Here is a 23,237-nt window from a genome sequence, read left to right as displayed (position 1 = left end):
TGAACCCTTTGCCCCAAGGAGTCAGTCCCTATGCCCGATTTCGCATCCCCTCATCACGCCCGGCTGATGCTCCTCCTGATCCCGCTCGCGATGGTTTTGACCGTGGGCCAATGGATGACCTCTTTGTATGGGATCGCGTTTGCCTCGGACCAAACCCCTGGGATGTCCTTGCAAGAGATCACCAGCGGCTCGCTCCTATTGAAGACCGACCAACCCGGTGTGCTGATCCCCGCACCGACTCTCCACACCGGTATCACCATCTCGGTCACCGGTCTCATCGCCCGTGCCAAGGTCCGCCAGCAGTTTTCCAACCCCAACGAGAGCTGGATGGAAGGCATCTACGCCTTTCCCCTGCCGGAACGGGCCGCCGTAGACCATCTCCGGATGAGAATCGGCGAACGGCTCATCGAAGGCCAGATCAAGGAACGGGGTGGGGCGAAGAAAACCTACGAACGGGCTAAGTCGGAGGGCAAGCGCACGAGAGTCTGGTCGAGCAGGAACGGCCCAACCTGTTCACGGCCTCGGTCGCCAACATCGGACCCAAGGAAACCGTTCAGATAGAGATCGAATATCAGGACAGGATCCGGTTCGACCAGGGAACCTCTCATCTGCGATTTCCGATGGTAATCGGGCCGCGCTATATTCCTGGTCGTCCGCTCCCAGCCCCCTCGACGGAATCGCCTTCCTCGTCGAATCCCGATGCTCAAGGTCCAGGCTGGGCGCCTGAGACCGATCAAGTGCCGGACGCCTCCCGGATCACCCCTCCTGTGCTGCATCCCTCCAAAGGCCCCATCAATCCGGTCACCCTCTCGATCGACCTCATGCCGGGCTTTCCGATCTCGCAGGTCGATTCTCCCTTCCATGCTATCGAGGCGACGGCCGAGGCGCCCACGCACTGGCACGTCAGGCTTTCGGATGAGTCGGTACCGGCCGATCGCAACTTCGAATTGATCTGGCGGCCGCAGCCCGGTTCCATGCCGACTACAGCCCTCTTCACCGAATCACGCGAAGACTCCCAATACTCCCTGCTCATGATCACGCCGCCGGAGGTCGCTCAGGACGAAACTATCGGCCTGCCCCGCGAAGTCCTCTTTGTCATCGACACGTCCGGATCCATGTATGGACCGTCGCTCGATCAGGCCAAGGACGCGCTGCGTCTCGCCCTCACCCGCCTGCGCCCGAAGGACCGGTTCAACATCATCCAGTTCAACAGCGTCACGCACCGGTTGTTTGCCTCTCCTCAGCCGGCCGTTCAAGCCCAGTTCGATCAGGCGCTTCACTATGTCAACGCGCTCCGGGCCACCGGGGGAACGGAGATGCTCCCGGCCTTCGCGCTCGGCCTGGATGGAGCCGTGCAACCGGATCGACTGCGCCAGGTGATCTTTTTGACCGACGGGCAGATCGGCAACGAAACGGAATTGTTCGCGACGATCGAGAAGCGGCTGGGCGATTCCCGCCTGTTCACGGTCGGCATCAGCTCGGCGCCCAACAGCTATTTCATGCGGCGGGCGGCTGAGATCGGCCGCGGCTCCTTTACCTATATCGGGAAGATCGACCAGGTGCGCGAACGGATGACGGGCCTGTTCCAGAAGCTGGAGCACCCGGTCCTGACCGATCTCGCGATCGCGGGCGAGGGCTGGACCCAGACAGACCTGCTGCCGGTGCGAATTCCTGATCTCTATACGGGAGAACCGATTCTGATCACGCTCAAGGCGCCGTCGTTTCCAAACCGGATCAGGCTCGCGGGACGGATCGGTTCTCGCCCTTGGCAGGCCGAGTTCTACTTGACCGATCGTCAAGCGCGGGAGGGCATTGCCGTCCTGTGGGCCAGAGAGGCGATTCACGCGCTCACAGAACGTCTCGCCCATAGCTCCGACCAGGCCTCGCTCCGGAACCAGATCGTCGAGGTTGCGCTCCGGCATCATTTGGTCAGCCGTTTCACGAGCCTCGTCGCCGTCGACGTCACGCCTGTTAGGCCTGCCGCAGAGCCGCTGCGCACGAAGCCGCTTCCGACCGACCTCCCTCACGGCCAGGATTACGAACACATTTTCGGATTGCCGCAGACTGCGACCTCCGCTCTTCTGCACCTGGCCATGGGCTGGCTTGCGCTGTTGCTGATGCTGCTGTTCGCGGCTCGTCTCAGAGGTTCAACACAATGAGACTGTCCGGACGGCTCTCTACCGGCTTGGTCATCGGCATCATCGGCAGTTTCGGCCTGTGGGAATTGTTTCAAGGAGGGTGGATCCACATGAAGGCCCTATTGGCGCAACGGTTGCTGCGGCAGGCCTGGGAAGAGACGATTGAACGACGGACTACCGTCAAACCCTGGCCCTGGGCCGATACGGTCCCCATCGCCAGGCTCATCGTGCCTCGCCTCCGGATCGACGAGATCGTGCTGTCCGGCGCGAACGGACGGACGCTGGCCTTCGGCCCGGCCTACTATGAAGGCAGCGCGAGACCGGGCATGATAGGCGTGAGCGTTATCACAGGGCATCGGGATACCCATTTCGGGTTTCTTCGGCGGCTGGAACCGGACGATAGAATCAACGTGCAGACTGCCCAGGACGCCCTGGTCGGCTACCGGGTCCTTGGCAGCAGCGTGAGCGACGGCAGACTGCCGTTCCATGTTTCGGAAGAGGACGGTCATACGCTGCTTCCGGTCACCTGCTACCCATTTGACGCCTTGGTGCCTGGCGGGCCGCTCCGGTATGTCGTCATGGCGGAGATGAGTGATGGGTGACCCATGTGCAGCCAAGGGGACAGGCTCCGCCGTCTGCAGCGGTGCCTGTCCCCGTCCTGGTTCAGCAGCGGGATTCAAGTTTGTGCGACGGCGTCCGAGAAAAGAACAGAAGGAGGCGATAGTCTATGGGCGTCACCAAGCCGCATGCCTCACGCCTGCGCATCTCCAACGATCCCCTTTATCAGCTCTTGCGCGACGGAGCGATCGCCGAGTTCAACGCGAAGAAGGCCTCGGGCCAGACGGTGGACCTCCGCAACTGCGACCTGCGGGGGCTCGACCTGCGTGGGTTGGATGCGGACGGGTTGGATTTCAGCGACAGCTATTTTCGACAAGCAGACCTGCGTGGGGTGGATTTCCGCCGGGCGAACCTCGAAGGAGCCAGCATCAACAACGCCCAGATCTCAGGCGCCTACTTTCCCGCCGAACTTTCCCCGGAAGAGATCACCCTGTCCCTCACCCACGGGACCCGGATGCGGTATCGGAAGTAGTCCAATACGACCTCCCTCCGTCGTAGTTAAATCAATTTCAAGGATCAGGGGAACGCACTCATTCGCCGGTTGCGCCGCAGCCAACTGCCACCTGTCAAAGAAAGGGGCGTTGGCTCCTCACGCCACACCCACCGAATCGCAAATGCCGCAATCTTTCCTTGGCCGGTTGAATCTAGGAGCCTGTCCGACATTGACCTGAGAGAACCATGCTCTTGACCGCTGATTCAGTTCGTACTCGGCTGCGCATGGGTTGGCACGGTGCCCTTTCACTGTTCCCGCCCTCTCCGGTTCGCCTTCCGGCCGCTGCCCAGTGCCCACAGCCCCTCGCCGGGGCGCCTGCCCGCGCTCCGGCAGGCGGGTCGGCGTCGACGTCGCCAGGCGGTCCAGAGCTTCAGCATATTGTGGGTCGTACAGATGAGCGCCCACTCCCCGCGAACCTTCCTCATCCCGCGCAGCAAGAACTGCCGGAAGCCGCGGCCCTGCTTGATCTGACCAAACACCGGCTCGACGATTGCTTTCCGCCGGGCATAGAGCCGTCGCCCGCGCTTTGTGCGGAGCGTGCGGCGCATCCGGTCGGCCACCGACAATCCGATAGGGGGCCGGCCCCGGGGCACAGCCGGCACGGGTTGTCCATGGAGTTGCCGATCCGGCGGAATCAGGGGCTCACACCCCAGCGCGGCCACGGCCCCGACGTTCGCCTCGCTGAAGTATCCCGCATCCATGCTGACAGTCCGGGGAACCTGCTCCGTGTTGACCAGCACCTGCGTCAGCAACGGCTGGGCTTGCTGCTTGTCATTGGGCTCATCCGTGACCTCCGCCGCGACAATGATCTGCGCCGTCGCATCGACGGCGGCCTGGCAGTTGTACCCTTGGATCACGCTGCCCTTCGCCCCGGGGGCGGGCATGATCCGGCTCTCCGGGTCGGTGAAGTTCCGCTGGGCTTTCGGGTGGGGAACCGGGCTGGGCGGCTGCGACGGCCGACCCCGGCGCGGCCCTTCCGTCTCACGAGCCTCGCGGGCCGCCTGCTGCACCGCGGCCGCCGCCTGCGCCTCGTGTTCCAGCACGACCTTGGCGGCGCGAATGGTCGCCAGGCGCTGTTCCCGGCGCGCCAGCTCGGCGGGCCACTCATCGCCGCGCCGGTCAGGGCCATAGGCCGCATCATCCCGGGCATCCGCCGCCTCGGCCTGCTTGAGCAAGGCCTCGACCTCCGCCTTGAGCCGCACCTCCTCCGTCACCATCCGGCTGTAGCTCATCGCCTTGTGCTTCGACGCATTCGCCTTCACCTTGGTCCCATCCAAGGCGATGTGCCCCAGCTTCACCAAGCCGGCCCGCTGGCAGAGCTTGAGCACGTCGACGAACAACTTGGCCAACGCCGTCAGATGCTGTTTGCGAAAGTCGCTGATCGTCCGGAAATCCGGCCGCTGGTTCGCGGCCAGCACCCGAAAGGCCACATCCTCTTCCAGTTCCCGCGCAATCTGCCGCGACGCCGGCAGGCCCACCGCGTACGCATAGAGCAGCACCGTCACCAGCATCTGGGGATGATACGGCACCGTGCCGCGCGTCACCCCCCGATAGGGCTCCAGGATCGGCGTCAGATCCAATTCGTCGACCAGATCCGACAGGAAGTACGCCAGGTGATCCTCCGGCAGCCAGTCGCGCGGCGACGGCGGCAACAGCCACAGCTCCTCGGGGTCATAGGGGCGAAAGGTGCGGGTGGTCATGACAACGCCTCCTCTCTCGTAGTTAGGTATGAATGCCTATACACGAGTCGGAGGGCTCGAACAAGATGTTTCTGAGGCTAATGTCGGACAGGCTCCTAGTATGAAATAATTGGCCGGTGGGCAACCGGTTTCAGTATCACTTCGGGTGGGATCACGCTAAAGCCCGGCAGAATCTTCGAAAGCATGGGATTACTTCGAGCGAGCTGCCACGATCTTTCTCGATCCAGATGCCCTTTCAGAATTTGACGAGCCCCATAGTGAACGGGAGGAGCGATGGATTACGATGGGGATGGACACCATGGGCGCTATACTCGTCGCCAGCCATACTTTTCGAGAAACAGCCCATGACACAGCGACTATTCGATTGATATCGGCTCGAAAAGCCACCAAAAACGAATTGAAGCAATACCGGAGGACGTAGCATGAGACGCGAGTACGATTTCTCGAAAGGGGTTCGGGGAAAATTTTTCAGGAAAGGAGCCGAGCTGAATTTGCCGATCTACCTCGACAACGCAACGCGCAGACGGTTGGAGCGCATCGCCAAGAGGAGCGGCAAACCGGTGACAGAACTCGTCAATCAACTTCTGAAAAAAGATGTTGAACTGCTCGAAGCGTTGACGTGAGCCTCTTCATCGACCCGGTCCGTTAGATTTCAGCAGCCTACCTCCCGCGAGGCACTCTGCGCGGCATCAGCTTCCCGACCACCAAGCCTGAAGGAGCCAGGATCAACAACGCCCAGATCTCAGGCGCCTATTTCCCTCTGGAACTCTCCCCGGAAGAAATCACCCTCTCTCTGACTCACGGGACACGGATGCGGTACCGGAAGTAAACCTCCGCACCCGCCTGCCATCCAACCTGTCCTTGCCTACGGCTTCCCGCCCGCTATATTCTGTAATCTGCCAATCGCACATCTTCTAGCGGGTTCATCTTCCCGAACCTCGAGCCCCCGGCTCGAAGAGGAGGATCCACCATGGGTAAAGTCGTCGAGTGTGCCAAGGTTGATCCGTCGTCCGGATGCACGCATGTCGTTCGGGGGAAGACTGATGAGGAAGTCCTGAAGAACGCCATGGAACATGCGAAGCAGCATGGGATTCGGGAGGTGACGCCCGACCTCATAGCGAAAGTGAAGGCAGCGATCCGGGACGAGAAGTAAGAGCCACGATCCCAACATTCACGGCCTAACAACCGGCTGAAGCAGGCTGCGCGGGAGGTGGGCGGCTGTGCCCAAGTGTGCATGTGTGATGAACCGAACATTCACGGCCGATTCACCATCCACCGCCACGGCACGGCGAAAGTAACCTTCGAGGTCCCCCGCATCGCACAAGAATCTGGGACCACGGCATCAGAATCAGCCGATTCCCCACCCCGGCTGAGGTAGACGATCCGCCGATCAATCCTCCAGAGCAATTCCCTTGATGTCATCCGCCAATGGAGAAAGGCAAATTCCGCCATCCGCTTCGTAAATCGCCTCGGACGATACGGCCTCGAAGCCTTTTGATGAGGGTTTGAGAACTGCTTTGCGTCAAATTTCCGTTATCCGTGGCGAATCGCTTTAGGACTCACCGACTGGTCACCAGGAAGGGCGGATTCGCTGAAAGCGAATTTGAGAGGGCGATATTGTAAAACAAACCTGTAGAAAGATCAACGTACGTGATGCCTTTTCGAGAGCGCCTGAAACGTTAGCGTTGACAAAAAACGGCATCTGCATACAATGGACACTTGTGGACGGTTCGTAGCGCGCAGCACGTCGAACTTTCGTCTGCGCATTTGTATGAGTGGAGGATATCTGTGACGCCGGAAGTAGCCGTCGCGCTTTAAGCTCACGTACGCGATGGCCTTAACAACAACGAGGGCCAACACTCTTTCCTTGCAGGGTCAGGAGTGTCGGCCCCCGGTGAGCACCGTAGCCAACGTAGACAATGGTGCCGTGCGGGGAAGCTACACCCCTCAAGTTCGGCCTGTCAAGCATTCCTCTCCTTGCTGCAGGGCGCGGTCCCTCAACATTTAGTGTTGCTGTAAGACAATCGCACAGACGATCGCCTTACTAGCGATAGCTTTAAGGAGATTGGATCATGGCCAATCTGTATCTGATCGCGTATGATCTCCGCAAGCCCGGGCAGAACTATCAGAATCTTTGGGACGCCTTGGGGCGCTTGCGAGCGAAGAAGGCCCTTGAATCGACCTGGATCGTGCGCTCAGAGAGTGATGCACCAACCATTCGCGAATATCTCCGGCGGTACATCGATCAGAATGATGGCTTGCTGGTGACCGGGATGAACGGTTGGGCATCATTCAACACGATTACCCAAATCGCTCAGGCCTAGCCAGTAAGGACAGGCGCCGGTGTGTTACCTCCGCCGGCGCCCCATTAATTGGCTTGCCATTCCCTCTTAACTTTCAAAGGACAACTATCGATATCGTCAATTTCCAACGCGAAACATAAGCCCACCTTGCCAAGTACGCGAACAGCGACGACAAAGGATCAAGAACCTGGTGGAGGCTGTTCATGAATTGGCACAGGCCGTGGAGGAGCTTGGACGGAAAATCGACCACTTACAGTATTCCTAAGTCAAAAAGAAATATAGGGAAAAGAAGAAGGACTTGAAATAGTATTCGATGAGGCGCTTGAAGCCCTCATCCACCCAAAATCGAATGAGCCGAAAAAGAAAGAAACGAAGACACAAGCGAGTAAAACAAAAACTAAAAGCCTTACAGATGGGTCAACTAGAACCACCAAAACCACCTCCCGCAGAGCCAAAGAGCAGTGAATGGATAAGTAATCCACAGACTCAGCAAGCGGAGCCCCAAGAGGGCCACACAATTCAATCTTCGCATCCAGTCGAACGGACCAAGCAATTGAACACAAAGAGCAGCCCACCCCGCGACCAACAAAATCGGCAACAAAAGAATCATCCAAACATAACGGACTGGATCATGGCTTGCGCTACATTGGTCATAACAGGCGCTACGGTAGTCAATGTGTGGGTTGCGAGTCAGCAATGGCAGTCGATGCAAGATACTTTGACCGAGACTAGAAGAGCGTCGGATGCTGCTGCAGCTTCCACTAGTGCCTTGATTGCGGTTGAGCGTTTTGTAATAAAAAGCATTGAGAAAGATGGGGTTGTGTTTGATATTACCTTCAAGAATATTGGCCAAACCCCCGCTCTTGAGGCCAAAGCTGGTTTTGAATTTGAGTTCATCGGCGGTCCTCCTAACGACTTTACGGGAATTCCCCAATATGACTCTTACCAATGCCCCAAGACGAATGTAAATCTTGGGATACTCCCGCCAAACAAAACTTGGGGAACCACCCTTCCTACCGGCAGTGGGAAAATGTCTGCCGAGGAAATCCAGATGATTAAAAATAGAACTGCCAAGATCTTCATTCATGCGTGCGCCAAGTATCGGGATGTACTCACGGAGAGGGAGAGAATTACCGAAGTTGGGGCGTACTATCCCGGCACTTTCGATCCTACCGACCTGGGCGTAGCTATTTACGGTCCCTACAGCCGAATGAAATAGAGCCATAGCAATGACGCCATTTGATTCCAGCCTTTTCCAGTGGGTCTCCAGTTTGACAATCACTGGCGGTGTTTCTCCGCCGGCGCAATCAAGAGGGCTACGCCCGGTGAGCCGCCGGTACACGCACACCCCAAGCAAGGGTCAAATCACTTGAGGTGTTTCTCCGGTGGCGTCAATTGGGAGAGGCTTCGCCTGAAGAGCCGGCGCTACACTTCCAAGAAGGATAAAATCACTTGAGGTGTTTATCCGCCGGCGCAAAGAAGAGGGCTTCGCCCGATGAGCCGGCGGTACACGCCAAGCATGGGATGGTGCGCCCGGCTGGAATCGAACCAGCGACCCACAGCTTAGAAGGCTGTTGCTCTATCCAACTGAGCTACGGGCGCAACCGGAAGTGCTGAGTGCTAAGTTCTGAGTGCTGAGTAGAGAGAAAGCACTTGAGGTGTTTCTCCGGCGACATCTGAAAAAAAGAACGGAACCACATAGGGTGCTTCTCCGCCGGCCTAGTTACAATACGACGATGAATAGCCGGCGGGTCAAGCGAAGCTTGGTATAGAGGGGCTGCGCCCGATGAGCCGGCGGTACCAAAAACCCACCGCAAGCAATAACAAAAACCGCTTGAGGTGTCTCTCCGGAGGCGTCAATGAAGAAGGCTACGCCTGAAGAGCCCGCGGTACACACATACAACAAGAGAAAGCCCACGCACTTGAGGTGTTTCTCCGCCGGCGCAAGGAAGAGGGCTGCGCCTGAAGAGCCCGCGGTACACGCCAAGTCATCAAAGATGAGACCAAGATTGCTTGAGGTGTTTCTCCGCCGGCGCAATGAAGAGGGCTGCGCCCGACGAGCCGGCGGTACACGCCAAGCATGGGATGGTCGGGGCGAGAGGATTTGAACCTCCGACATCCTGCTCCCAAAGCAGGCGCGCTACCAGGCTGCGCTACGCCCCGACGATTTCAGACTACGTGCCATGACCCGACTCGGCAACCATTTTCATGGGAAGGCTCCGCTCCCAGCCCTACTCGCGTCAGACATTTATACAGCAACACCCAAAGAGAGTCTAGGTAAGGCTTCTCTCCCCTATTCTCCGGCTAAGCTCCCAACCGTGATGGACACGGAATCGGTCTGGACGCATGAGCAGCAGGCGACCGCATGGCATCAGCCTTGCGAGGTGATTCACCCAATGGGTGATTCGCCAACCAAGGAGGAGGTTGATGCCTGAGAAGCCGTTTGCGAGTCCTCGGCTGCCGTTCGAGATTGACGACCGCATTGATCCCCGTCTGGTCACCGCGCATGCGGGCGTGCCCTTGGTGATCGAGCTGTTTCGCCGCGTCGGAGCGGCGCAGGTCGTCGATGAGCAGGTCCGGATCAAACAGCGGCAGCGCGGCGTGACGTCGGCGCAGTGGGTGGAGACGCTGATCGCGCTGTGGGCGGCGGGCGGGGACCGCTGCCAGGACCTCACGACCCTGCGCGCCGATGCCGCACTGGCCGCCCTGCTGGGCTATGAGCTGCCCGCGGCCACCACGATGCGCGACTTCTTGGAGGCGTGTCATGTCGAGGATCTCCCGTTGCTGCGTGCTGGCGAGCAGACGGCCGTGCCCGAGGAGTCGGCGCCCTTGGCGGGCGTGGGGGCCGCGAACCGGCGCATCCTCGCCGCGGTGCAGCAGCAGATGCCGCAGCGCACCGCCACGCTGGATGTGGATGCCACGATCCTGGAAGCCCACAAGCGCACGGCGACGGTGACGTACGAGGGCACGTCGTGTCAAGGGTCACCCAAATTTCCCCAGTTATGGTCATCGAAAACTCCCCACCCTGGTTACGTGGTCGTGGCGGCTTCTTCGACGCGCACCAAACCGGCTTTAAGTTTCTCCTTGAGCCGGTACGAATGACCACGGATATTGATGGTGATGGCGTGGTGCAGGACCCGATCCAGGATCGCGGTCGCCAGCACCCGGTCCCCGAAGACCTCCCCCCAGGCCCCGAAACTCTGGTTACTGGTGAGAATCATCGGCCCCTTCTCGTAGCGACGCGAGATGAGTTGGAAAAACAAGTTGGCCCCGGTGCGGTCAATGGGCAGATAGCCGATCTCATCGATGATCAGTAACCGCGGGATCGTGTAGAGCTTCAGCTTGTCCTCCAGCCGATTCTCCGTCAGGGCTCGAGTCAGTGTGGCGATCATGGCGGCGGCCGTCGTGAACAACACCCGATAGCCTCGCTCGATCGCTTTGAGCCCCAGCCCGATGGCCAGGTGGCTTTTGCCGACCCCGGGCGGCCCCAAGATCACGAGATTCTCGCCGTGCTCGATGAAGTGGCAGGTGGCCACTTGCTGGATCTGCTTCTTATCCAGCGACGGCTGGTAGGCGAAGTCGAAGACCTCCAGACTCTTCACAAACGGAAACCGCGCGAGACTGGTGCGCATCGTAATGTTCTTCTCCGCTTTGGCGGTCACTTCTTCACTGAGGACCTGATCGAGGAAGTCCGCATACGACAGGTCCTTGGCCGCCGCCTCCTGTAAGAGGGCGTCGAGCCGCTCGCGGCTCTTCAGGAGCCGCAGCCGCGTCAGCTGTTCACGGAGCCGTTCCAGTTGCGCCGGGTTCATGGCTGCACCTCGTGCGCCGCCGCGCTCCCGCACACCGCCTCGTAGCACGCCAGATCCCGCACTTCGACCTCCGGGACCGCACCGGGGTGAGTGGCCAGTTCGCTCAGGGTTGACCGGCGCTGGCGCGCAATGCGGGCACTGGCGCCGGGGCCGTGCTCCGGCAGAATGCGGAATTGGTGGCGGCCGGGTAACACGGGATGGGTGGCCACCTCGCGGTCGCGATGGAAGATATGGATGGTGTCGCCCCGCCGTTGCGCCTCAACCCGTTGCCCAATCAGGCGGAAGGGCACGGAATACCGATTCGTGTCGAAGCTGACCAGATAGTCTTCAGCCACGATCCGCGAGACCCGCGCCTCCTGCTGGAAGCCGCGCTGGCCCGCCAGTGGCACGAGGTGCTCGCGTTCTCGCTCAAACCGCGCGATCGGTCGCTCATGAGTCGTGCCGTGCAGGCGCTGGTCGGCGATCGTCACGTTCCATTCGTCGAGCTGGGCCTGGAAGTCCACCACGTCGACAAACGTCCGCCCGGGCAGAAAGTTCCGCTTCACATACTTCACGCCCGATTCCACTTTGCCTTTGGTCTGCGCCCGGTAGGGCCGACACACGCGGGGCTCAAAGCCCCAATAGTCGGCAAAGGCTTTGAACGTGGGATTCCAGAGGCGTCGGCCGGTCTCATCCGCATAGCACACGGTGCGCGGACGATCATAGAGATGCTCGCGGGTGTGCCCGCCGAAATGGGCAAAGGCCCGTTCATGGGCCTCCAGAAATTGCGCCAGGCGCTCATCGGCACACGCGTGATAGAAGCCGCGGCGACTGAACCCTAAGGTGAGCACGAACACGTGCACCACGACGGGACCGGTGCGGAAGGGCACGGTGGCCTGGCCCCAATCAATCTGACTTTGCTGCCCCGGCGGGGTCTCAAAGCGGAGGAGGGCCCGCTCCGCTTGCAGCTGGACCTCGCGCAGCGGCGCCACACACCGCTTCACCGTCTCATAACTGCCGGTGTAGCTCCGGCTCGCCCGCAGTTCCTGGTAGAGAATCCGCGCCGAGTACCCCACCTGCGGGGCGCGGGTCCGCACAAAGTCGGCATGGGCGGTGAGCAGCGTCTCCGCCACCGCTGCCCGGCGATAGGGGTGCCACGTCGTCTGCCGCAGACTGCGCCGGACCGTCTTGCGATCCAGATCCAACCGCCGCCCAATCGCTGAAATGGACACCCGCTCCTCGTGAAACAACCGTCGAATCTCCGCCCATCGCTCCTGATCCACCATGCATGCCTCCCCAGATTGGTCCCCCTGGGCACGCATGATCGCCGACGCTCCCGTCTCGTCAAGTCCCATCTCCCTCCTCCTTCAGTTAGGAGGGTGGGGAAAATTCAATGACCACACCTGGGGATTATTGGATGACCGCTGACACACGTCGGGCTATCAACCCGTCGTGGTCGTCTGGGCCGAGCAGGACCTGGTCGTCCACGACGAATTCCGGGATGGGAACGTGCCGGCGGGCTGCGGCAACGTGCGCATCCTGGAGCGGGCCGTGGCGGCGTTGCCAGCCGGCGTGGAGCAGCTCTTCGTCCGGGGCGACAGCGCCCTGTATGAACAGGAGGTGCTGGCGTGGTGCGAGGAGCCGGCGCGAGGGATCGGCTACGCAATCAGCGCGGACATGAGCCCGCCGTTGCGGGCCGAGATCGAGCGGCTGCCGGGGACCGCCTGGCAACCAGACCGCGACGAGCCGGATATGATCCGCGAGTGGGCCGAGGTGCCCTCTGTCCCCGATGATAAGGACTACCGGAAGGGTCGGCCTTGCGCGCGGCGCTACTTGGCGATTCGCGTGCGACACCGCCAAGGCGAGCTGTTCGCGGATGGCAGCACCGCGAAACACTTCGCGATCGTGACCAACCGGGAGGGCGACGGTCGCTCCCTGATCCGCTGGCACCGAGAGAAGGCCGGGACGGTGGAGCATGTGCATCATGTCCTCAAGAACGAGTTGGCGGCAGAGGCCCTGCCCAGTGGGAAGTTTGGCGCCAATGCCGCCTGGTTCCGGCTCAACGTGCTCACGTATAACCTGCTCAGCGCGTTGAAGCGCCTCGCGCTACCCGGAGATTTCTCCGACGCCCGGCCGAAGCGGCTGCGGTTTCTGGTGTTCAATACGGTCGGCACAGTCATCCATCATGCCCGCCGCACGCTCTTGCGCCTCACAGCAGCGGTCCAACAGACCCTTTTGGCCTTGGCGCGAAGCAAAATCCTGGCGCTCAGCCCTGCTTAGCCGGAGAATAGGGTCTCTGCGCCGCGTAACCAGCCGCCGATGCCCCCTCACTTAACCCGCATTATTCATGGGCACTTCTGCTGCTTTGGCCCATTGCAACCGAGGAGCAACGGGCGCCCCGATTCGCCGCTGCGACAGAGCCTACATGAGAAGTCGAAGGCAACGTACCTCTCCGCCGCGATGTGATCGAACGCGGCGGCTCAAGCGAAGCTTGGTATGGCGGGCGTGCTCGCCGCTCAGGTCCGGCCGCCTCACCAACTCGGCGGCGCGCACAGACATGGCGCTCTTTATTCATCGCGCCGTGCGCCCCTCGACGTACTGTTTCAAGTACGCCTTGGTCCTTCGCGGCTGTGCTTGGGGGTACCCATTGCCGGGGGACCCGTTGCGGGTTGCTCCATGCAACGGGTCGAACATGCAATGGGTCCAACGCCTGGCGACTGCCGGGTACCCGTTGCGTCTCTCATGCAACGGGTGGAACGCCACGAATCGTCATGAATAATGCGGGCTAATGGTTATCGCTGTTGGCAGCGATATACGGTTTCAGGTCCGTCGTTTATTGAATCGCTCACGCGAGCAATGAGGATATCCGTCGCTCTCCGGTCTGTTGAGTTATACGCAGCTTCAGGGTATCCTGCGGATAACTCGGAGAGTCGGCTGCCGCGCCATGCAACGCCTTCCGCTCGAAACGCAAACGCTCTATGCCGAATTCTTGGCGCAACTCCTGGCAACGGCACGTCACCGTTCCCTTGGTCTCGCTCCAGGCTGTTTCACCACCAAACGTGTCAAAGGGGAGACCTACTACTACTTCCAATATTCAGACCCCGGCGGACGGACTCGGCAGGCATACGTCGGAAAGAAGTCACCTGCGCTCGACAGGGTCGTCGAGCGCTTTTTGCACGAACGGGCCGATATCGAAGGTGACGCCGCCCGAATTCAGCGGCTCTCCGCCCAACTGCGCATCGGCGGCGCGTTGTCCACCGATGCGGCGCCGGCACGCATTCTGAAGGCCTTCGCTGACGCCGGGATCTTCCAACTCGGCGGCGTGTTGATCGGAACCCATGCGTTTGCCGTGATGGGAAATCTACTGGGGGTCCGATGGGCCGGCGCCTATCTGAAGACGCAAGACATCGACATCGCCGGACATTCAGCCATCGACATCGCCCTGCCTGATCTTCAGGCCGATGTTCCCAAGATCTTGCACACGCTGGAGATGGGGTTTGTCCCGGTTCCTCCCCTCAACCGGAAGCACCCATCCACATCCTTCAAAGTGCGTGGAACCGCGCTTCGCGTCGACTTCGTCACCCCACAATGCAAGGGCCGCGACGATACGCCCGTGATCATCAAGCGCTTCAATGTGGCGGCGCAACCGCTCCGCTCTCTTGCCTACCTCCTGGAGCAATCTCAACCGGCCGGGATCGTCAACGGAGGCGGGGTGCTCGTCAATGTCCCACACCCCGCCCGGTATGCCCTCCATAAGATTCTTGTCTCGCGATCGCGCGCGGTGATCGATCAGACCAAGGCTCAAAAAGATCTTGCGCAAGCCGCTCAATTGGTCGAGGTGCTGACGGAAGACAGGCCCGGAGACCTGGCCCTGGCCTGGAAGGCACTCACGCGAGAGAAAGGAGACATGACTGACAAGGTCCGAGCGGCTGCATCAAGACTCGCAACCCGCTTTCCTGAGGTCTGCGAGAGACTTTTTTCAGCAATTCCTTCTCTCAGGAGACCCATCAAGCGCTGACCCTGACGCCTCGCGTCTCCTGCCGACGTGTACGTAATCTATCCTGCGATGGAGGGTTTCAGCCTACCTTGTCATGGGGGCTAAACCGCAATCTGCTCAAATGAGAAATGCGGAATATCGGCTCGTTCTCGAGCCAGTTCAATCGTGATGGCGCAGATATTCCCATCGTTATCAACATCCAGTTGGATGTCCTCGTCCAGATCCCTGGTTTCGGCCACATCAGCCACGCGAAATTCGATGTGAAGAGTGCCAGTATCCTGGAAATACTTGATGTTCATGGATGAAAAAGCTCACGTCAGACACCTGTCAGGTGGCTGGCCTCTTGTAGCAGTTCTTTCGCCCGTTGAAAAGCGCGGGCTCGATGGCTGACTTGGTTTTTCTCCTCCGGCGTCATTTCGGCCAGGGTCTTCTCCTTCTCCGGAACCAGAAAGACCGGATCGTACCCGAACCCCCCCGTCCCCCGCGGCTGCTCCGTGATCACTCCGTCCAGGGTTCCGAGAGCCATCTGGACCCGTCCGTCCGGATAGGCAATGGCAGCGGCGGTGACGAAGCGGGCCTGCCGGCGAGACACAGGCACACCGTTCAGCTCGCGAAGCAGCTTCCGCCAATTGTCTTCATAGGTCGCCGATTCCCCTGCGTACCTTGCTGCATAGACCCCGGGCCTGCCATCGAGCGCCGCCACCTCCAGGCCCGTGTCGTCGGCAATCGCCGGCAGCCCTGTGAACCGTGCCGCCGATTGCGCCTTCTTGATCGCATTGGCTTCACAGGTGGTCCCGTCCTCGACCACGTCCGGCGCACCTGGAAAATCACCAATGGTCCGGATCCGAACTCCCAAATCTTGAAGGAGGGCTTGCAGCTCCTTGCATTTGTCTTTATTTCTCGTGGCAACAATCAGTTCCATATCGATACTTCAATCGATACTTAAGCTTAATCAAGCTTGCCGATCAGGTTCTTCTGCAGATTCACCAACTGCTCAATCGCCTGCCATCCCAGGCTCATGAACTCATCCAGGTCCTTTCGGTCGAAGGGATATCGCTCGGCGGTTCCCTGGATTTCCACAAAGCGGCCCGATCCCGTCATGACCAGGTTCAAATCGACTTCCGCGGCGGAATCCTCGTCATAGGCCAGGTCCACCATCGCGCGGCCTCCGATCTTGCCCACGCTCACGGCGGCCAGGTAGTCGAGCATGGGACGTTGCTTGATCAGGTCCTTCTTCTTCAGCACGGCGCAGGCATCGGCCAGCGCAATAAAGGCGCCGGTGATCGAGGCGGTTCTGGTTCCGCCGTCAGCCTGGATCACGTCGCAGTCGATCCAGATGGTCCGTTCTCCCAATTGGGTCATGTCCAGAACCGCCCGGAGGGATCGGCCCACCAGCCGCTGAATCTCCAAGGTCCGTCCCCCCTGCTTCCCCTTCACCGCCTCGCGGGGACTCCGGTCGTGGGTGGCCCGGGGAAGCATGGCGTACTCCGCCGTCACCCACCCCTGTCCTTTGTCTTTCAGGAACGAGGGCACCTTTTCTTCGACGGATGCCGTACAAATCACTTTCGTATCGCCCATCTCCATCAGCACGGACCCTTCGGCGTACTTGATGAAGTTCCTGGTGACCTTGATCGGGCGCAATTGATCGCGCCGGCGGCCGTCCTTGCGCATTGTCTTATTACCCAATTCTGTCATGGTCATCCCTTTCATCCATCCGGATGATGCTGCGGCCCGTCCCTACAGGATTGAAGCGGGGGCGCCGAATTATAGGAAAAGCGCGGCGGAAAGATCAAACCAGCAGCGTCGACGGAGACCGGACTATGGGGCTTGATCTTCGGTATCGGCCTTGGTTTTTCGAGCAACCCGTACACGGATGTACAGCAACAGCACGATGAAGAGACCGATCGTGTACAGAAACAAATTTTCGTACTCGAATTGATAGGGCATGGGATAGCTTATGACTGGTCGAGGGTCTCGTTGGCAATCGAAGAGTTCCCTTTGTTGAAGAGGGCTTAGAGGACCAGTGTTGGATGCTGCGGATGCTGTTCCCCTGCAAGGCAACGCAGCAACATTTTTTGACTACATTGGCACAAACTCTGCATCCATTTTTCGCGCTTTTCTCCCGAGCCACACACGATCGACCGGCACACAGCCAGATCTCACGATGAGACGCGACCGTCACCCCTCTTCACCTCAAAGGATCTAGCCAATACATGGAAGCCACGACCCTTCAACGAAGCCTGACCAACCGTACGATTCTGATCGTCGATGACGAGGAGCCGATTCGCAAGCTCCTGTCCGCCCTGCTGGAACGACACGGCTATACCTGTCTCACGGCCGCGGACGCCCGGGAGGCCCGGGCCAAGCTCGGCGAACAGGAGGTCGCCATCGTGCTGTGCGACGTGAACATGCCCGGCGAATCCGGGATGGACCTCGTCCGCCACATCCTTCAGAACGATCCGACCGTGGCCGCGATCATGGTGACCGGGCTCGATAGTCCGGTCCTGGCCAATGCCGCCCTGGAGATGGGGGCCTTCGGCTACATCATCAAGCCGTTCGAGACCAACGAGGTCTTGATCAATGTCTCGAACGCGCTTCGCCGCCGCCGGCTCGAAGTCGAGAACCGCGCCCACTGCACCAACCTGGAGCACATGGTCCGGACCCGTACCATCGCGCTGCAACAGGCCTTGGAATGGCTGGAACGGAGCGAGAAAGAATTGCGCCTCTCGCGCGAGGAAACCATCCAACGACTGGCCATCGCCGCCGAGTTTCGCGACCGCTCGACCGCCAAGCACATCCAGCGCATGAGCCGCTATTGCGAATTGCTCGCGCGCCGCTACGGTCTGCCGGATGAACAGTGTGACCTCATTCGGACCGCCAGCCCCATGCACGACATCGGCAAGATCGGCACGCCGGACCATGTGCTGCTGAAACCGGGCAAGTTCACGCCGGAAGAATTCAACGTCATCACGCAACATGCCGAAATCGGCTACCGCATCCTCAGCGGCTCCGACGCCGAACTCTTGAAGGTCGCCGCGGTCATTGCCTGGACCCATCACGAGCGGTTCGACGGCACCGGCTATCCGCGAGGGCTGAAAGGCTCCTCGATCCCGCTCGAAGGCCGAATCGCGGCCATTGCCGATTCGTTCGACGCCTTGACCACCCAACGGGTCTACAAACCGGCCTTCGCGATCGACCATGCCGTGGACCTCATGCGACAACATCGCGGCGGTCACTTTGACCCGGAATTGCTGGACGTCTTTTTCAATTCCATGGAAGACATTCTCCGGATTCAGAAAGAGTATCCGGACGCGTCCGGTTCGGCGACGGTCACGTTCAACGAGTCCCCTATTTGACGGAGCCGGCTGTCATCCGATAGATTTTGGTCATGCGATTCGGCCAACCCCATCCACGCCCTACGCCGCCCGCCCCCATGGACGCCCTATACGTCCTGTACCTTCGGTAACCGCCGGATAGATACGCCGTACGATGAAGCACTCCCGCCATTGGCTGGCCTATGTGTGCGAGACCGCGATCGAGGCAGGCGAGCTGCCTTCCTGGGAATCCGTGCCTTATTTCTGCGACCAGCTCTTCGGGGAACGGCCGAATCCCTACCTGCTCCAATCAGCAAGACCCTATGAGGCGTCACTGACGTTTCTGCAGCGTCTCTACCGGCCGATTGTTGAAGCTGCCGCCAAGGGAGTCGAGATCCCCGCCTCGGCCATGCTGCACGTCTTCGTGGATGTCAGCTTGACCGGCAAGTCCGCCGTCCTGGTCGTGTATTTCCCGGGCCACAACCAACCACACCGCCTGTTGCTGCTCGACGCGGTTAAGACGTGGGACCTGGTGTTCGAGGACACGGCCGCCTTCAACAAATGGGCGGAGGAGCGGGCCAAGTGGGTGGCGGAAGCACTGAGGACGGCAGTCGCGTCATCCGAGGGGAACCTTGTCGGCCGGACGATGCCTTACCGGGTGACCTCTTTCTCCGGCTCATAACCCAGGTTGGGCGCGAGCCACCGTTCAATTTCCGAGACCGTCATCCCCTTTCGGCGCGCATAGTCTTCCACCTGATCCCGTCCAACCTTGCCGACGCCGAAGTATCGGCCTTCCGGATGGGCGAAGTACCAGCCACTGACCGAGGCAGCCGGATACATGGCCAGCGAGTCGGTCAAGGTGATCGAGGCCTTTTTCTCCGCATCGAGCAGATCAAAGATCAACCGCTTCTCCGTATGGTCCGGGCAGGCTGGATACCCTGGCGCCGGCCTGATCCCCCGATACCGCTCCCGGATCAGGTCCTCGTTGCTCAACTGCTCGTCCTTGCCGTATCCCCATTCCCGGCGGACGCGCGCATGGAGGTACTCGGCAAAGGCCTCCGCCAGCCGATCGGCCAGCGCCTTGGCCATGATGGAATTGTAGTCGTCATGGTCGCGTTCGAACCGTTCGCACAGGGCTTCAATGCCGATCCCGGCCGTCACGGCAAAGGCGCCGATGAAATCGCCCCGACTGGAATCCTTGGGCGCCACGAAGTCCGCCAGGGCCAGATGGGCCCGATCGGCCGGCTTCTCCGATTGCTGACGCAGCGAATGGAAAGTCGTGAGCAGTCGGGTGCGCGTCTCATCGGCATAGACCTCGATATCATCCCCCACGCTGTTGGCCGGAAACAGCCCGTAGACCCCCTTCGCGCTCAGGAGTCGCTTGGAGACGATCTCGTTCAACAACCGTTGCGCGTCGTCGAACAGTTCCTTGGCCTTGGGCCCGACCGTGGCATCCTGAAAGATCGTGGGATAGCGGCCGCGCAGCTCCCAGGTATGGAAGAAGGGCGTCCAGTCGATGTAATCGATGAGCGCCTCCAGCGGCTGATCTTCGATCACTTGGACTCCGCACCGTTCCGGAACCGGCACATCGATGGAAGCCCAGTCGGTCGCAAATTTCCTGGCCCGCGCCTCCGCAATCGGCGCCAGATGCTTCGGCCCTCGATCTTGGTGGGCCTGCCGGATCTGCTCCTGGTCCCGCCGGTTCTGTGCGGTGAACCCTGCGCGATCGGCGGGACTCATCAGTTGCCCCAATACCCCGACCGCCCGGGAGGCATCCAGCACATGCACCACCGGCTCCGCATAGGCCGGCGCGATCTTGACGGCCGTGTGGGCCTTGCTGGTCGTGGCCCCGCCGATCAACAGCGGAATCTTGAACCCTTCGCGGTTCATCTCCCTGGCGACATGCGCCATTTCCTCGAGCGACGGGGTGATGAGCCCGCTCAGCCCGACCAGATCGACCTGCTCGGCCTTGGCCGTCGCCAGGATCTTTTCACAGGGCACCATGACTCCCAGGTCGATGACCGTATAGTTGTTGCAGCCGAGCACGACCCCCACGATGTTCTTGCCGATGTCGTGCACGTCGCCCTTGACGGTCGCGAGCAGGACGGTTCCCTGCGACCGCCCGCCTCCCGCCTGTTTCTCCGCTTCCATATAGGGCAGTAGATAGGCCACCGCTTTCTTCATGACCCGGGCGCTCTTGACCACCTGGGGCAGGAACATCTTGCCGGCTCCGAAGAGATCGCCGACGACGTTCATCCCGTCCATCAAGGGACCTTCGATCACCCGAAGCGGCTTGCCGAACTTCGCGCGGGCTTCCTCGACATCCTGCTCGATGTAATCCGTGATGCCCTTGACCAAGGAATGGGACAGCCGTTCCTCGACCGGCGCGCGGCGCCAGGTCTCGTCCTTGGCTGAACCCTTCTCCTTCTGCTTGACGGTTTCGGCGAACGAAACCAGCCGTTCTGTGGCGTCCGGACGGCGATCAAGCAGGACATCCTCCACGAGTTCCAGCAGATCCTTGGGAATCTCCTCATAGACGGCCAATTGCCCGGCGTTCACGATCCCCATGTCCAGGCCGGCCTTGATCGCATGGTAGAGGAAGGCCGCGTGCATCGCCTCCCGGACCAGGTTGTTGCCGCGGAAGGAGAAGGAGATGTTGCTGATGCCGCCGCTCACCTTGCAGTACGGCAGGTGGGATTTGATCCAGCGCGTGGCCTCGATGAAGTTCACGGCATAGTGGTTGTGCTCCTCCATGCCGGTGGCGACGGTCAGGATATTGGGGTCGAAAATAATGTCCTCGGGCGGCACCCCCTCGCGCTCGGTGAGAATCCGGTAGGCCCGCTCGCAGATCGCGATCTTGCGCTCGAACGTGTCGGCCTGCCCGGTCTCGTCGAACGCCATCACCACCATCGCCGCCCCGTACCGGCGGATCAGCCTGGCGTGGCGGCGGAAGACCTCTTCCCCCTCCTTGAGGCTGATGGAGTTGACGATGCCCTTTCCCTGGATGTTCTTGAGCCCGGTCTCGATCACCTCCCACCGGGAACTGTCGACCATGATCGGGACCTTGGCGATCTCCGGCTCCGAGGCGATCAGCCGCAGGAATTTCTCCATCGCGGCTTCGGAATCCAGCAGGCCTTCGTCCATGTTCACATCGACGATCTGCGCCCCGCCTTCCACCTGCTGGCGCGCCACGCTCAGCGCTTCTTCATAACGGCCGCCCAGGATCAACTGGGCGAACTTGGGCGATCCGGTCACGTTCGTCCGCTCGCCGATGTTGACGAAGTTGGAATCGGGCCTGACCGTCACGGCTTCCAAGCCGCTCAACCGGAGGTGTCGCTCGACCGGATGCGGCTTGCGTGGGGGCAGGGTCTTCACCCGTTCCGCGATGGCCCGAATATGGTCGGGGGTCGTCCCGCAACAGCCGCCGACGATGTTCAGCCAGCCGTTGCGCGCCCACTCCTCCAACTGCGGCGCCAGCGTCTCCGGCGTCTCCGGAAATCCCGTCGGCAACAGCGGGTTGGGCAATCCCGCGTTCGGGTGCGAGCTGATGTAGATCGGCGCCAGGCCGGCAAGTTCCTCGATCAGCGGCCGCATTTCCTTCGGTCCCAGCGCGCAATTCATTCCGACACTAAGGAGGGGCACATGGGAGATGGAATTCCAGAATGCCTCGACGGTCTGGCCGGTCACGCCTCTGTTGCTGCCGGCCTGGATAAACGTCACCGAGGCCATGACCGGAAGCCGAGACCGGCGCTCTTCGAACAGTTGCTCGATCGCGAAGAAGGCGGCCTTGGCGTTCAGCGTGTCAAAGATGGTTTCGACAAGCAGCAGGTCGACGCCTCCGTCCACCAACCCACGGACATGGTCGTAGTAGGCCCCCACCAATTCGTCGAAGGTCGCCCCGCGGGCGCCGGGATTGTTCACGTCCGTGGAAATGGAAGAAGTCTTGGTCGTGGGACCGATCGCTCCGGCGACAAAGCAGATGCGGCTCGGCTGGGTTTGTCTCACCGCCTCGACGGCGCGGCGGGCGCATTCCGCCCCGACCTTCGACAGCTCATAGGCCAGGGACTCCAGCCCGTAATCGGCCAAGGAGATCGCCTGCGAGTTGAAGGTATTGGTTTCGATAATGTCGGCGCCGGCATCAAGATATTGCCGGTGGATCTCCTCGATGACCGCCGGACGGGTGACGTTCAGCAGATCATTGTTGCCCTTGAGATCCTTCGGCCAGTCTTGGAACCGTTCGCCTCGGAACGCCGCCTCGTCCAGCTTATACCGCTGGATCATTGTCCCCATGGCGCCGTCGAGAATGAGAATGCGTTCGCGCAACAGTTGTTCGATGGGATGCGTCATGGGTACTCTGTGACTCCTTCTTGGCCGCTCGCAGTATGTTGAAAACGTCCGCCTGCTTTGTTAGGGCACCCATTGCTGTACTTTCATGATGCAATGGGTCTAACGCGAAGAGGCTCAACGTTTTGGACCCGTTGCAGAAAGAGGAGCAACGGGTGCCCCGAGTACGCTTCGCCTCCTCGCTCGCTGCGGCCGCGCTGGACGGCCGTTTTGAACATCCTGCATGGCCGCTGCGTAATCCGTCATCCTAACATAAGGCATAGAGGCCGATCTTATCGAGAAGCCGTCACCCCTTCAACAATTGCGCAATTGTGCGGTCCCATGCCCACATTATTCATGACGGTTCGTGACGAAACCGCCAAGACGCCATGCGTTGGACCCATTGCATGGAGAACAGCAATGGGTACCCCCACGCGGAGCCGCGAGGGAGGAAGGCATACTTGAAACAGTATGTCGACCGACCGAGCGGCGAGCCTGCCCGCTTGGATGCGGGAACCTGGCAGCCAAACTTGTCGCAGCGGCGTATCGGCGGATGCAGT

At 60.6% G+C, this 23,237-nt stretch carries 20 protein-coding genes, 2 tRNA genes and 2 pseudogenes; 14 read left to right on the top strand and 10 right to left on the bottom strand.

Annotated features, from left to right (window positions below):
* Positions 1-30 precede the first annotated feature (30 nt).
* The 4 genes from QWI75_RS11210 to QWI75_RS11195 all read left to right on the top strand — a co-directional run bounded on the left by QWI75_RS11210 (position 31) and on the right by QWI75_RS11195 (position 3,228).
* Complete coding sequence (locus QWI75_RS11210; protein ID WP_289268658.1) at positions 31-561, top strand: VIT domain-containing protein; 531 nt, start codon at positions 31-33, stop codon at positions 559-561.
* Positions 486-2,159 (top strand): marine proteobacterial sortase target protein, encoded by a 1,674-nt coding sequence (locus QWI75_RS11205; protein ID WP_306417609.1) that lies wholly within the window; start codon positions 486-488, stop codon positions 2,157-2,159. The genes QWI75_RS11210 and QWI75_RS11205 overlap by 76 nt, the downstream gene beginning before the upstream one ends.
* On the top strand, positions 2,156-2,740 hold the full coding sequence (locus QWI75_RS11200; RefSeq protein WP_289268657.1) for a class GN sortase: 585 nt from the start codon (positions 2,156-2,158) through the stop codon (positions 2,738-2,740). Before QWI75_RS11205 ends, QWI75_RS11200 begins: the two co-directional genes overlap by 4 nt.
* Positions 2,741-2,865: 125 nt before the next feature.
* Positions 2,866-3,228 carry a pentapeptide repeat-containing protein gene (locus tag QWI75_RS11195; protein WP_289268656.1) on the top strand — a complete coding sequence of 121 codons (363 nt, stop codon included), beginning with the start codon at positions 2,866-2,868 and terminating at the stop codon, positions 3,226-3,228.
* A 377-nt stretch (positions 3,229-3,605) separates the two neighbouring features.
* Here QWI75_RS11195 and QWI75_RS11190 read toward each other — a convergent pair.
* Positions 3,606-4,949 (bottom strand): annotated as a pseudogene (locus tag QWI75_RS11190) (IS1182 family transposase); the annotation flags it as partial.
* Positions 4,950-5,160: 211 nt separating this feature from the next.
* Here QWI75_RS11190 and QWI75_RS22825 point away from each other — a divergent pair.
* The 5 genes from QWI75_RS22825 (at position 5,161) to QWI75_RS11170 (ending at position 8,471) form a co-directional block, all read left to right on the top strand.
* Positions 5,161-5,370 (top strand): BrnT family toxin, encoded by a 210-nt coding sequence (locus tag QWI75_RS22825; protein WP_370693635.1) that lies wholly within the window; start codon positions 5,161-5,163, stop codon positions 5,368-5,370.
* A 70-nt stretch (positions 5,371-5,440) separates the two neighbouring features.
* On the top strand, positions 5,441-5,572 hold the full coding sequence (locus tag QWI75_RS11185; protein WP_289268655.1) for a hypothetical protein: 132 nt from the start codon (positions 5,441-5,443) through the stop codon (positions 5,570-5,572).
* A 347-nt stretch (positions 5,573-5,919) separates the two neighbouring features.
* A complete protein-coding gene (locus QWI75_RS11180) occupies positions 5,920-6,102 on the top strand; it encodes a DUF1059 domain-containing protein (protein ID WP_289268654.1) in 183 nt (60 codons plus the stop codon).
* Between the two features lie 919 nt (positions 6,103-7,021).
* Positions 7,022-7,273: a hypothetical protein gene (locus QWI75_RS11175; protein WP_289268653.1), complete on the top strand. Its 252-nt coding sequence runs from the start codon at positions 7,022-7,024 to the stop codon at positions 7,271-7,273.
* 610 nt (positions 7,274-7,883) lie between these two features.
* Positions 7,884-8,471, top strand: a complete 588-nt coding sequence (locus QWI75_RS11170) for a DUF8453 domain-containing protein (RefSeq protein ID WP_289268652.1) — start codon at positions 7,884-7,886, stop codon at positions 8,469-8,471.
* A gap of 306 nt (positions 8,472-8,777) precedes the next feature.
* On the opposite strand, the gene QWI75_RS11165 is transcribed toward QWI75_RS11170, so the two are convergent.
* Together QWI75_RS11165 and QWI75_RS11160 are read right to left on the bottom strand one after the other, a co-directional pair.
* Positions 8,778-8,854 (bottom strand) — tRNA-Arg (locus tag QWI75_RS11165).
* A gap of 484 nt (positions 8,855-9,338) precedes the next feature.
* Positions 9,339-9,415 (bottom strand) — tRNA-Pro (locus QWI75_RS11160).
* A 264-nt stretch (positions 9,416-9,679) separates the two neighbouring features.
* Here QWI75_RS11160 and QWI75_RS11155 point away from each other — a divergent pair.
* Entirely contained in the window at positions 9,680-10,354 is a 675-nt protein-coding gene (locus tag QWI75_RS11155; protein WP_289268651.1) for a hypothetical protein, read from the top strand.
* Here the strand turns inward: QWI75_RS11155 and istB are convergent.
* Both istB and istA read right to left on the bottom strand, forming a co-directional pair.
* A complete protein-coding gene (istB, locus tag QWI75_RS11150) occupies positions 10,282-11,064 on the bottom strand; it encodes an IS21-like element helper ATPase IstB (protein ID WP_289266911.1) in 783 nt (260 codons plus the stop codon). The genes QWI75_RS11155 and istB overlap by 73 nt on opposite strands.
* Positions 11,061-12,398, bottom strand: coding sequence for an IS21 family transposase (gene istA, locus QWI75_RS11145; protein WP_289266912.1), 1,338 nt, complete (start codon positions 12,396-12,398; stop codon positions 11,061-11,063). Before istA ends, istB begins: the two co-directional genes overlap by 4 nt.
* Positions 12,399-12,486: 88 nt before the next feature.
* Here istA and QWI75_RS11140 point away from each other — a divergent pair.
* Positions 12,487-13,323 (top strand): annotated as a pseudogene (locus QWI75_RS11140) (transposase); the annotation flags it as partial.
* Between the two features lie 664 nt (positions 13,324-13,987).
* The gene (locus QWI75_RS11135; protein ID WP_289268650.1) at positions 13,988-15,061 is read left to right on the top strand and encodes a GSU2403 family nucleotidyltransferase fold protein; all 1,074 of its coding nucleotides are present in this window, start codon (positions 13,988-13,990) and stop codon (positions 15,059-15,061) included.
* 80 nt (positions 15,062-15,141) lie between these two features.
* Here QWI75_RS11135 and QWI75_RS11130 read toward each other — a convergent pair whose 3' ends face one another.
* From QWI75_RS11130 to QWI75_RS11115, 4 genes are all read right to left on the bottom strand, one after another.
* Positions 15,142-15,339 carry a DUF2283 domain-containing protein gene (locus QWI75_RS11130; protein ID WP_289268649.1) on the bottom strand — a complete coding sequence of 66 codons (198 nt, stop codon included), beginning with the start codon at positions 15,337-15,339 and terminating at the stop codon, positions 15,142-15,144.
* A 17-nt stretch (positions 15,340-15,356) separates the two neighbouring features.
* Entirely contained in the window at positions 15,357-15,962 is a 606-nt protein-coding gene (locus tag QWI75_RS11125; RefSeq protein ID WP_289268648.1) for an XTP/dITP diphosphatase, read from the bottom strand.
* A 26-nt stretch (positions 15,963-15,988) separates the two neighbouring features.
* Positions 15,989-16,741: a ribonuclease PH gene (gene rph, locus QWI75_RS11120; RefSeq protein ID WP_289268647.1), complete on the bottom strand. Its 753-nt coding sequence runs from the start codon at positions 16,739-16,741 to the stop codon at positions 15,989-15,991.
* Positions 16,742-16,858: 117 nt separating this feature from the next.
* Entirely contained in the window at positions 16,859-16,987 is a 129-nt protein-coding gene (locus tag QWI75_RS11115; RefSeq protein ID WP_289268646.1) for a hypothetical protein, read from the bottom strand.
* A 266-nt stretch (positions 16,988-17,253) separates the two neighbouring features.
* Here QWI75_RS11115 and QWI75_RS11110 point away from each other — a divergent pair, with 266 nt between their 5' ends.
* Together QWI75_RS11110 and QWI75_RS11105 are read left to right on the top strand one after the other, a co-directional pair.
* On the top strand, positions 17,254-18,396 hold the full coding sequence (locus QWI75_RS11110) for a response regulator (RefSeq protein WP_289268645.1): 1,143 nt from the start codon (positions 17,254-17,256) through the stop codon (positions 18,394-18,396).
* Positions 18,397-18,529: 133 nt separating this feature from the next.
* Complete coding sequence (locus QWI75_RS11105; protein ID WP_289268644.1) at positions 18,530-19,036, top strand: hypothetical protein; 507 nt, start codon at positions 18,530-18,532, stop codon at positions 19,034-19,036.
* On the opposite strand, the gene metH is transcribed toward QWI75_RS11105, so the two are convergent.
* Entirely contained in the window at positions 19,006-22,701 is a 3,696-nt protein-coding gene (gene metH / locus QWI75_RS11100) for a methionine synthase (RefSeq protein WP_289268643.1), read from the bottom strand. The two genes, QWI75_RS11105 and metH, sit on opposite strands and share 31 nt — an antisense overlap.
* Positions 22,702-23,237 lie beyond the last annotated feature (536 nt).

Source organism: Nitrospira tepida (assembly GCF_947241125.1).
Classification (GTDB): Bacteria; Nitrospirota; Nitrospiria; order Nitrospirales; family Nitrospiraceae; genus Nitrospira_G; species Nitrospira_G tepida.
This window is presented reverse-complemented; position numbering and strand designations above follow the sequence as displayed.

What these genes read in the sequence shown, in the direction of transcription:
- QWI75_RS11210 (WP_289268658.1), top strand. Translation starts at nt 31, where the DNA reads ATGCCCGATTTCGCATCCCCTCATCACGCCCGGCTGATGCTCCTCCTG.
- QWI75_RS11200 (WP_289268657.1), top strand. Translation starts at nt 2,156, where the DNA reads ATGAGACTGTCCGGACGGCTCTCTACCGGCTTGGTCATCGGCATCATC.
- QWI75_RS11195 (WP_289268656.1), top strand. Translation starts at nt 2,866, where the DNA reads ATGGGCGTCACCAAGCCGCATGCCTCACGCCTGCGCATCTCCAACGAT.
- QWI75_RS11180 (WP_289268654.1), top strand. Translation starts at nt 5,920, where the DNA reads ATGGGTAAAGTCGTCGAGTGTGCCAAGGTTGATCCGTCGTCCGGATGC.
- QWI75_RS11175 (WP_289268653.1), top strand. Translation starts at nt 7,022, where the DNA reads ATGGCCAATCTGTATCTGATCGCGTATGATCTCCGCAAGCCCGGGCAG.
- QWI75_RS11170 (WP_289268652.1), top strand. Translation starts at nt 7,884, where the DNA reads ATGGCTTGCGCTACATTGGTCATAACAGGCGCTACGGTAGTCAATGTG.
- QWI75_RS11155 (WP_289268651.1), top strand. Translation starts at nt 9,680, where the DNA reads ATGCCTGAGAAGCCGTTTGCGAGTCCTCGGCTGCCGTTCGAGATTGAC.
- istB (WP_289266911.1), bottom strand. Translation starts at nt 11,064, where the DNA reads ATGAACCCGGCGCAACTGGAACGGCTCCGTGAACAGCTGACGCGGCTG.
- istA (WP_289266912.1), bottom strand. Translation starts at nt 12,398, where the DNA reads ATGGGACTTGACGAGACGGGAGCGTCGGCGATCATGCGTGCCCAGGGG.
- QWI75_RS11135 (WP_289268650.1), top strand. Translation starts at nt 13,988, where the DNA reads ATGCAACGCCTTCCGCTCGAAACGCAAACGCTCTATGCCGAATTCTTG.
- QWI75_RS11130 (WP_289268649.1), bottom strand. Translation starts at nt 15,339, where the DNA reads ATGAACATCAAGTATTTCCAGGATACTGGCACTCTTCACATCGAATTT.
- QWI75_RS11125 (WP_289268648.1), bottom strand. Translation starts at nt 15,962, where the DNA reads ATGGAACTGATTGTTGCCACGAGAAATAAAGACAAATGCAAGGAGCTG.
- rph (WP_289268647.1), bottom strand. Translation starts at nt 16,741, where the DNA reads ATGACCATGACAGAATTGGGTAATAAGACAATGCGCAAGGACGGCCGC.
- QWI75_RS11115 (WP_289268646.1), bottom strand. Translation starts at nt 16,987, where the DNA reads ATGCCCTATCAATTCGAGTACGAAAATTTGTTTCTGTACACGATCGGT.
- QWI75_RS11110 (WP_289268645.1), top strand. Translation starts at nt 17,254, where the DNA reads ATGGAAGCCACGACCCTTCAACGAAGCCTGACCAACCGTACGATTCTG.
- QWI75_RS11105 (WP_289268644.1), top strand. Translation starts at nt 18,530, where the DNA reads ATGAAGCACTCCCGCCATTGGCTGGCCTATGTGTGCGAGACCGCGATC.
- metH (WP_289268643.1), bottom strand. Translation starts at nt 22,701, where the DNA reads ATGACGCATCCCATCGAACAACTGTTGCGCGAACGCATTCTCATTCTC.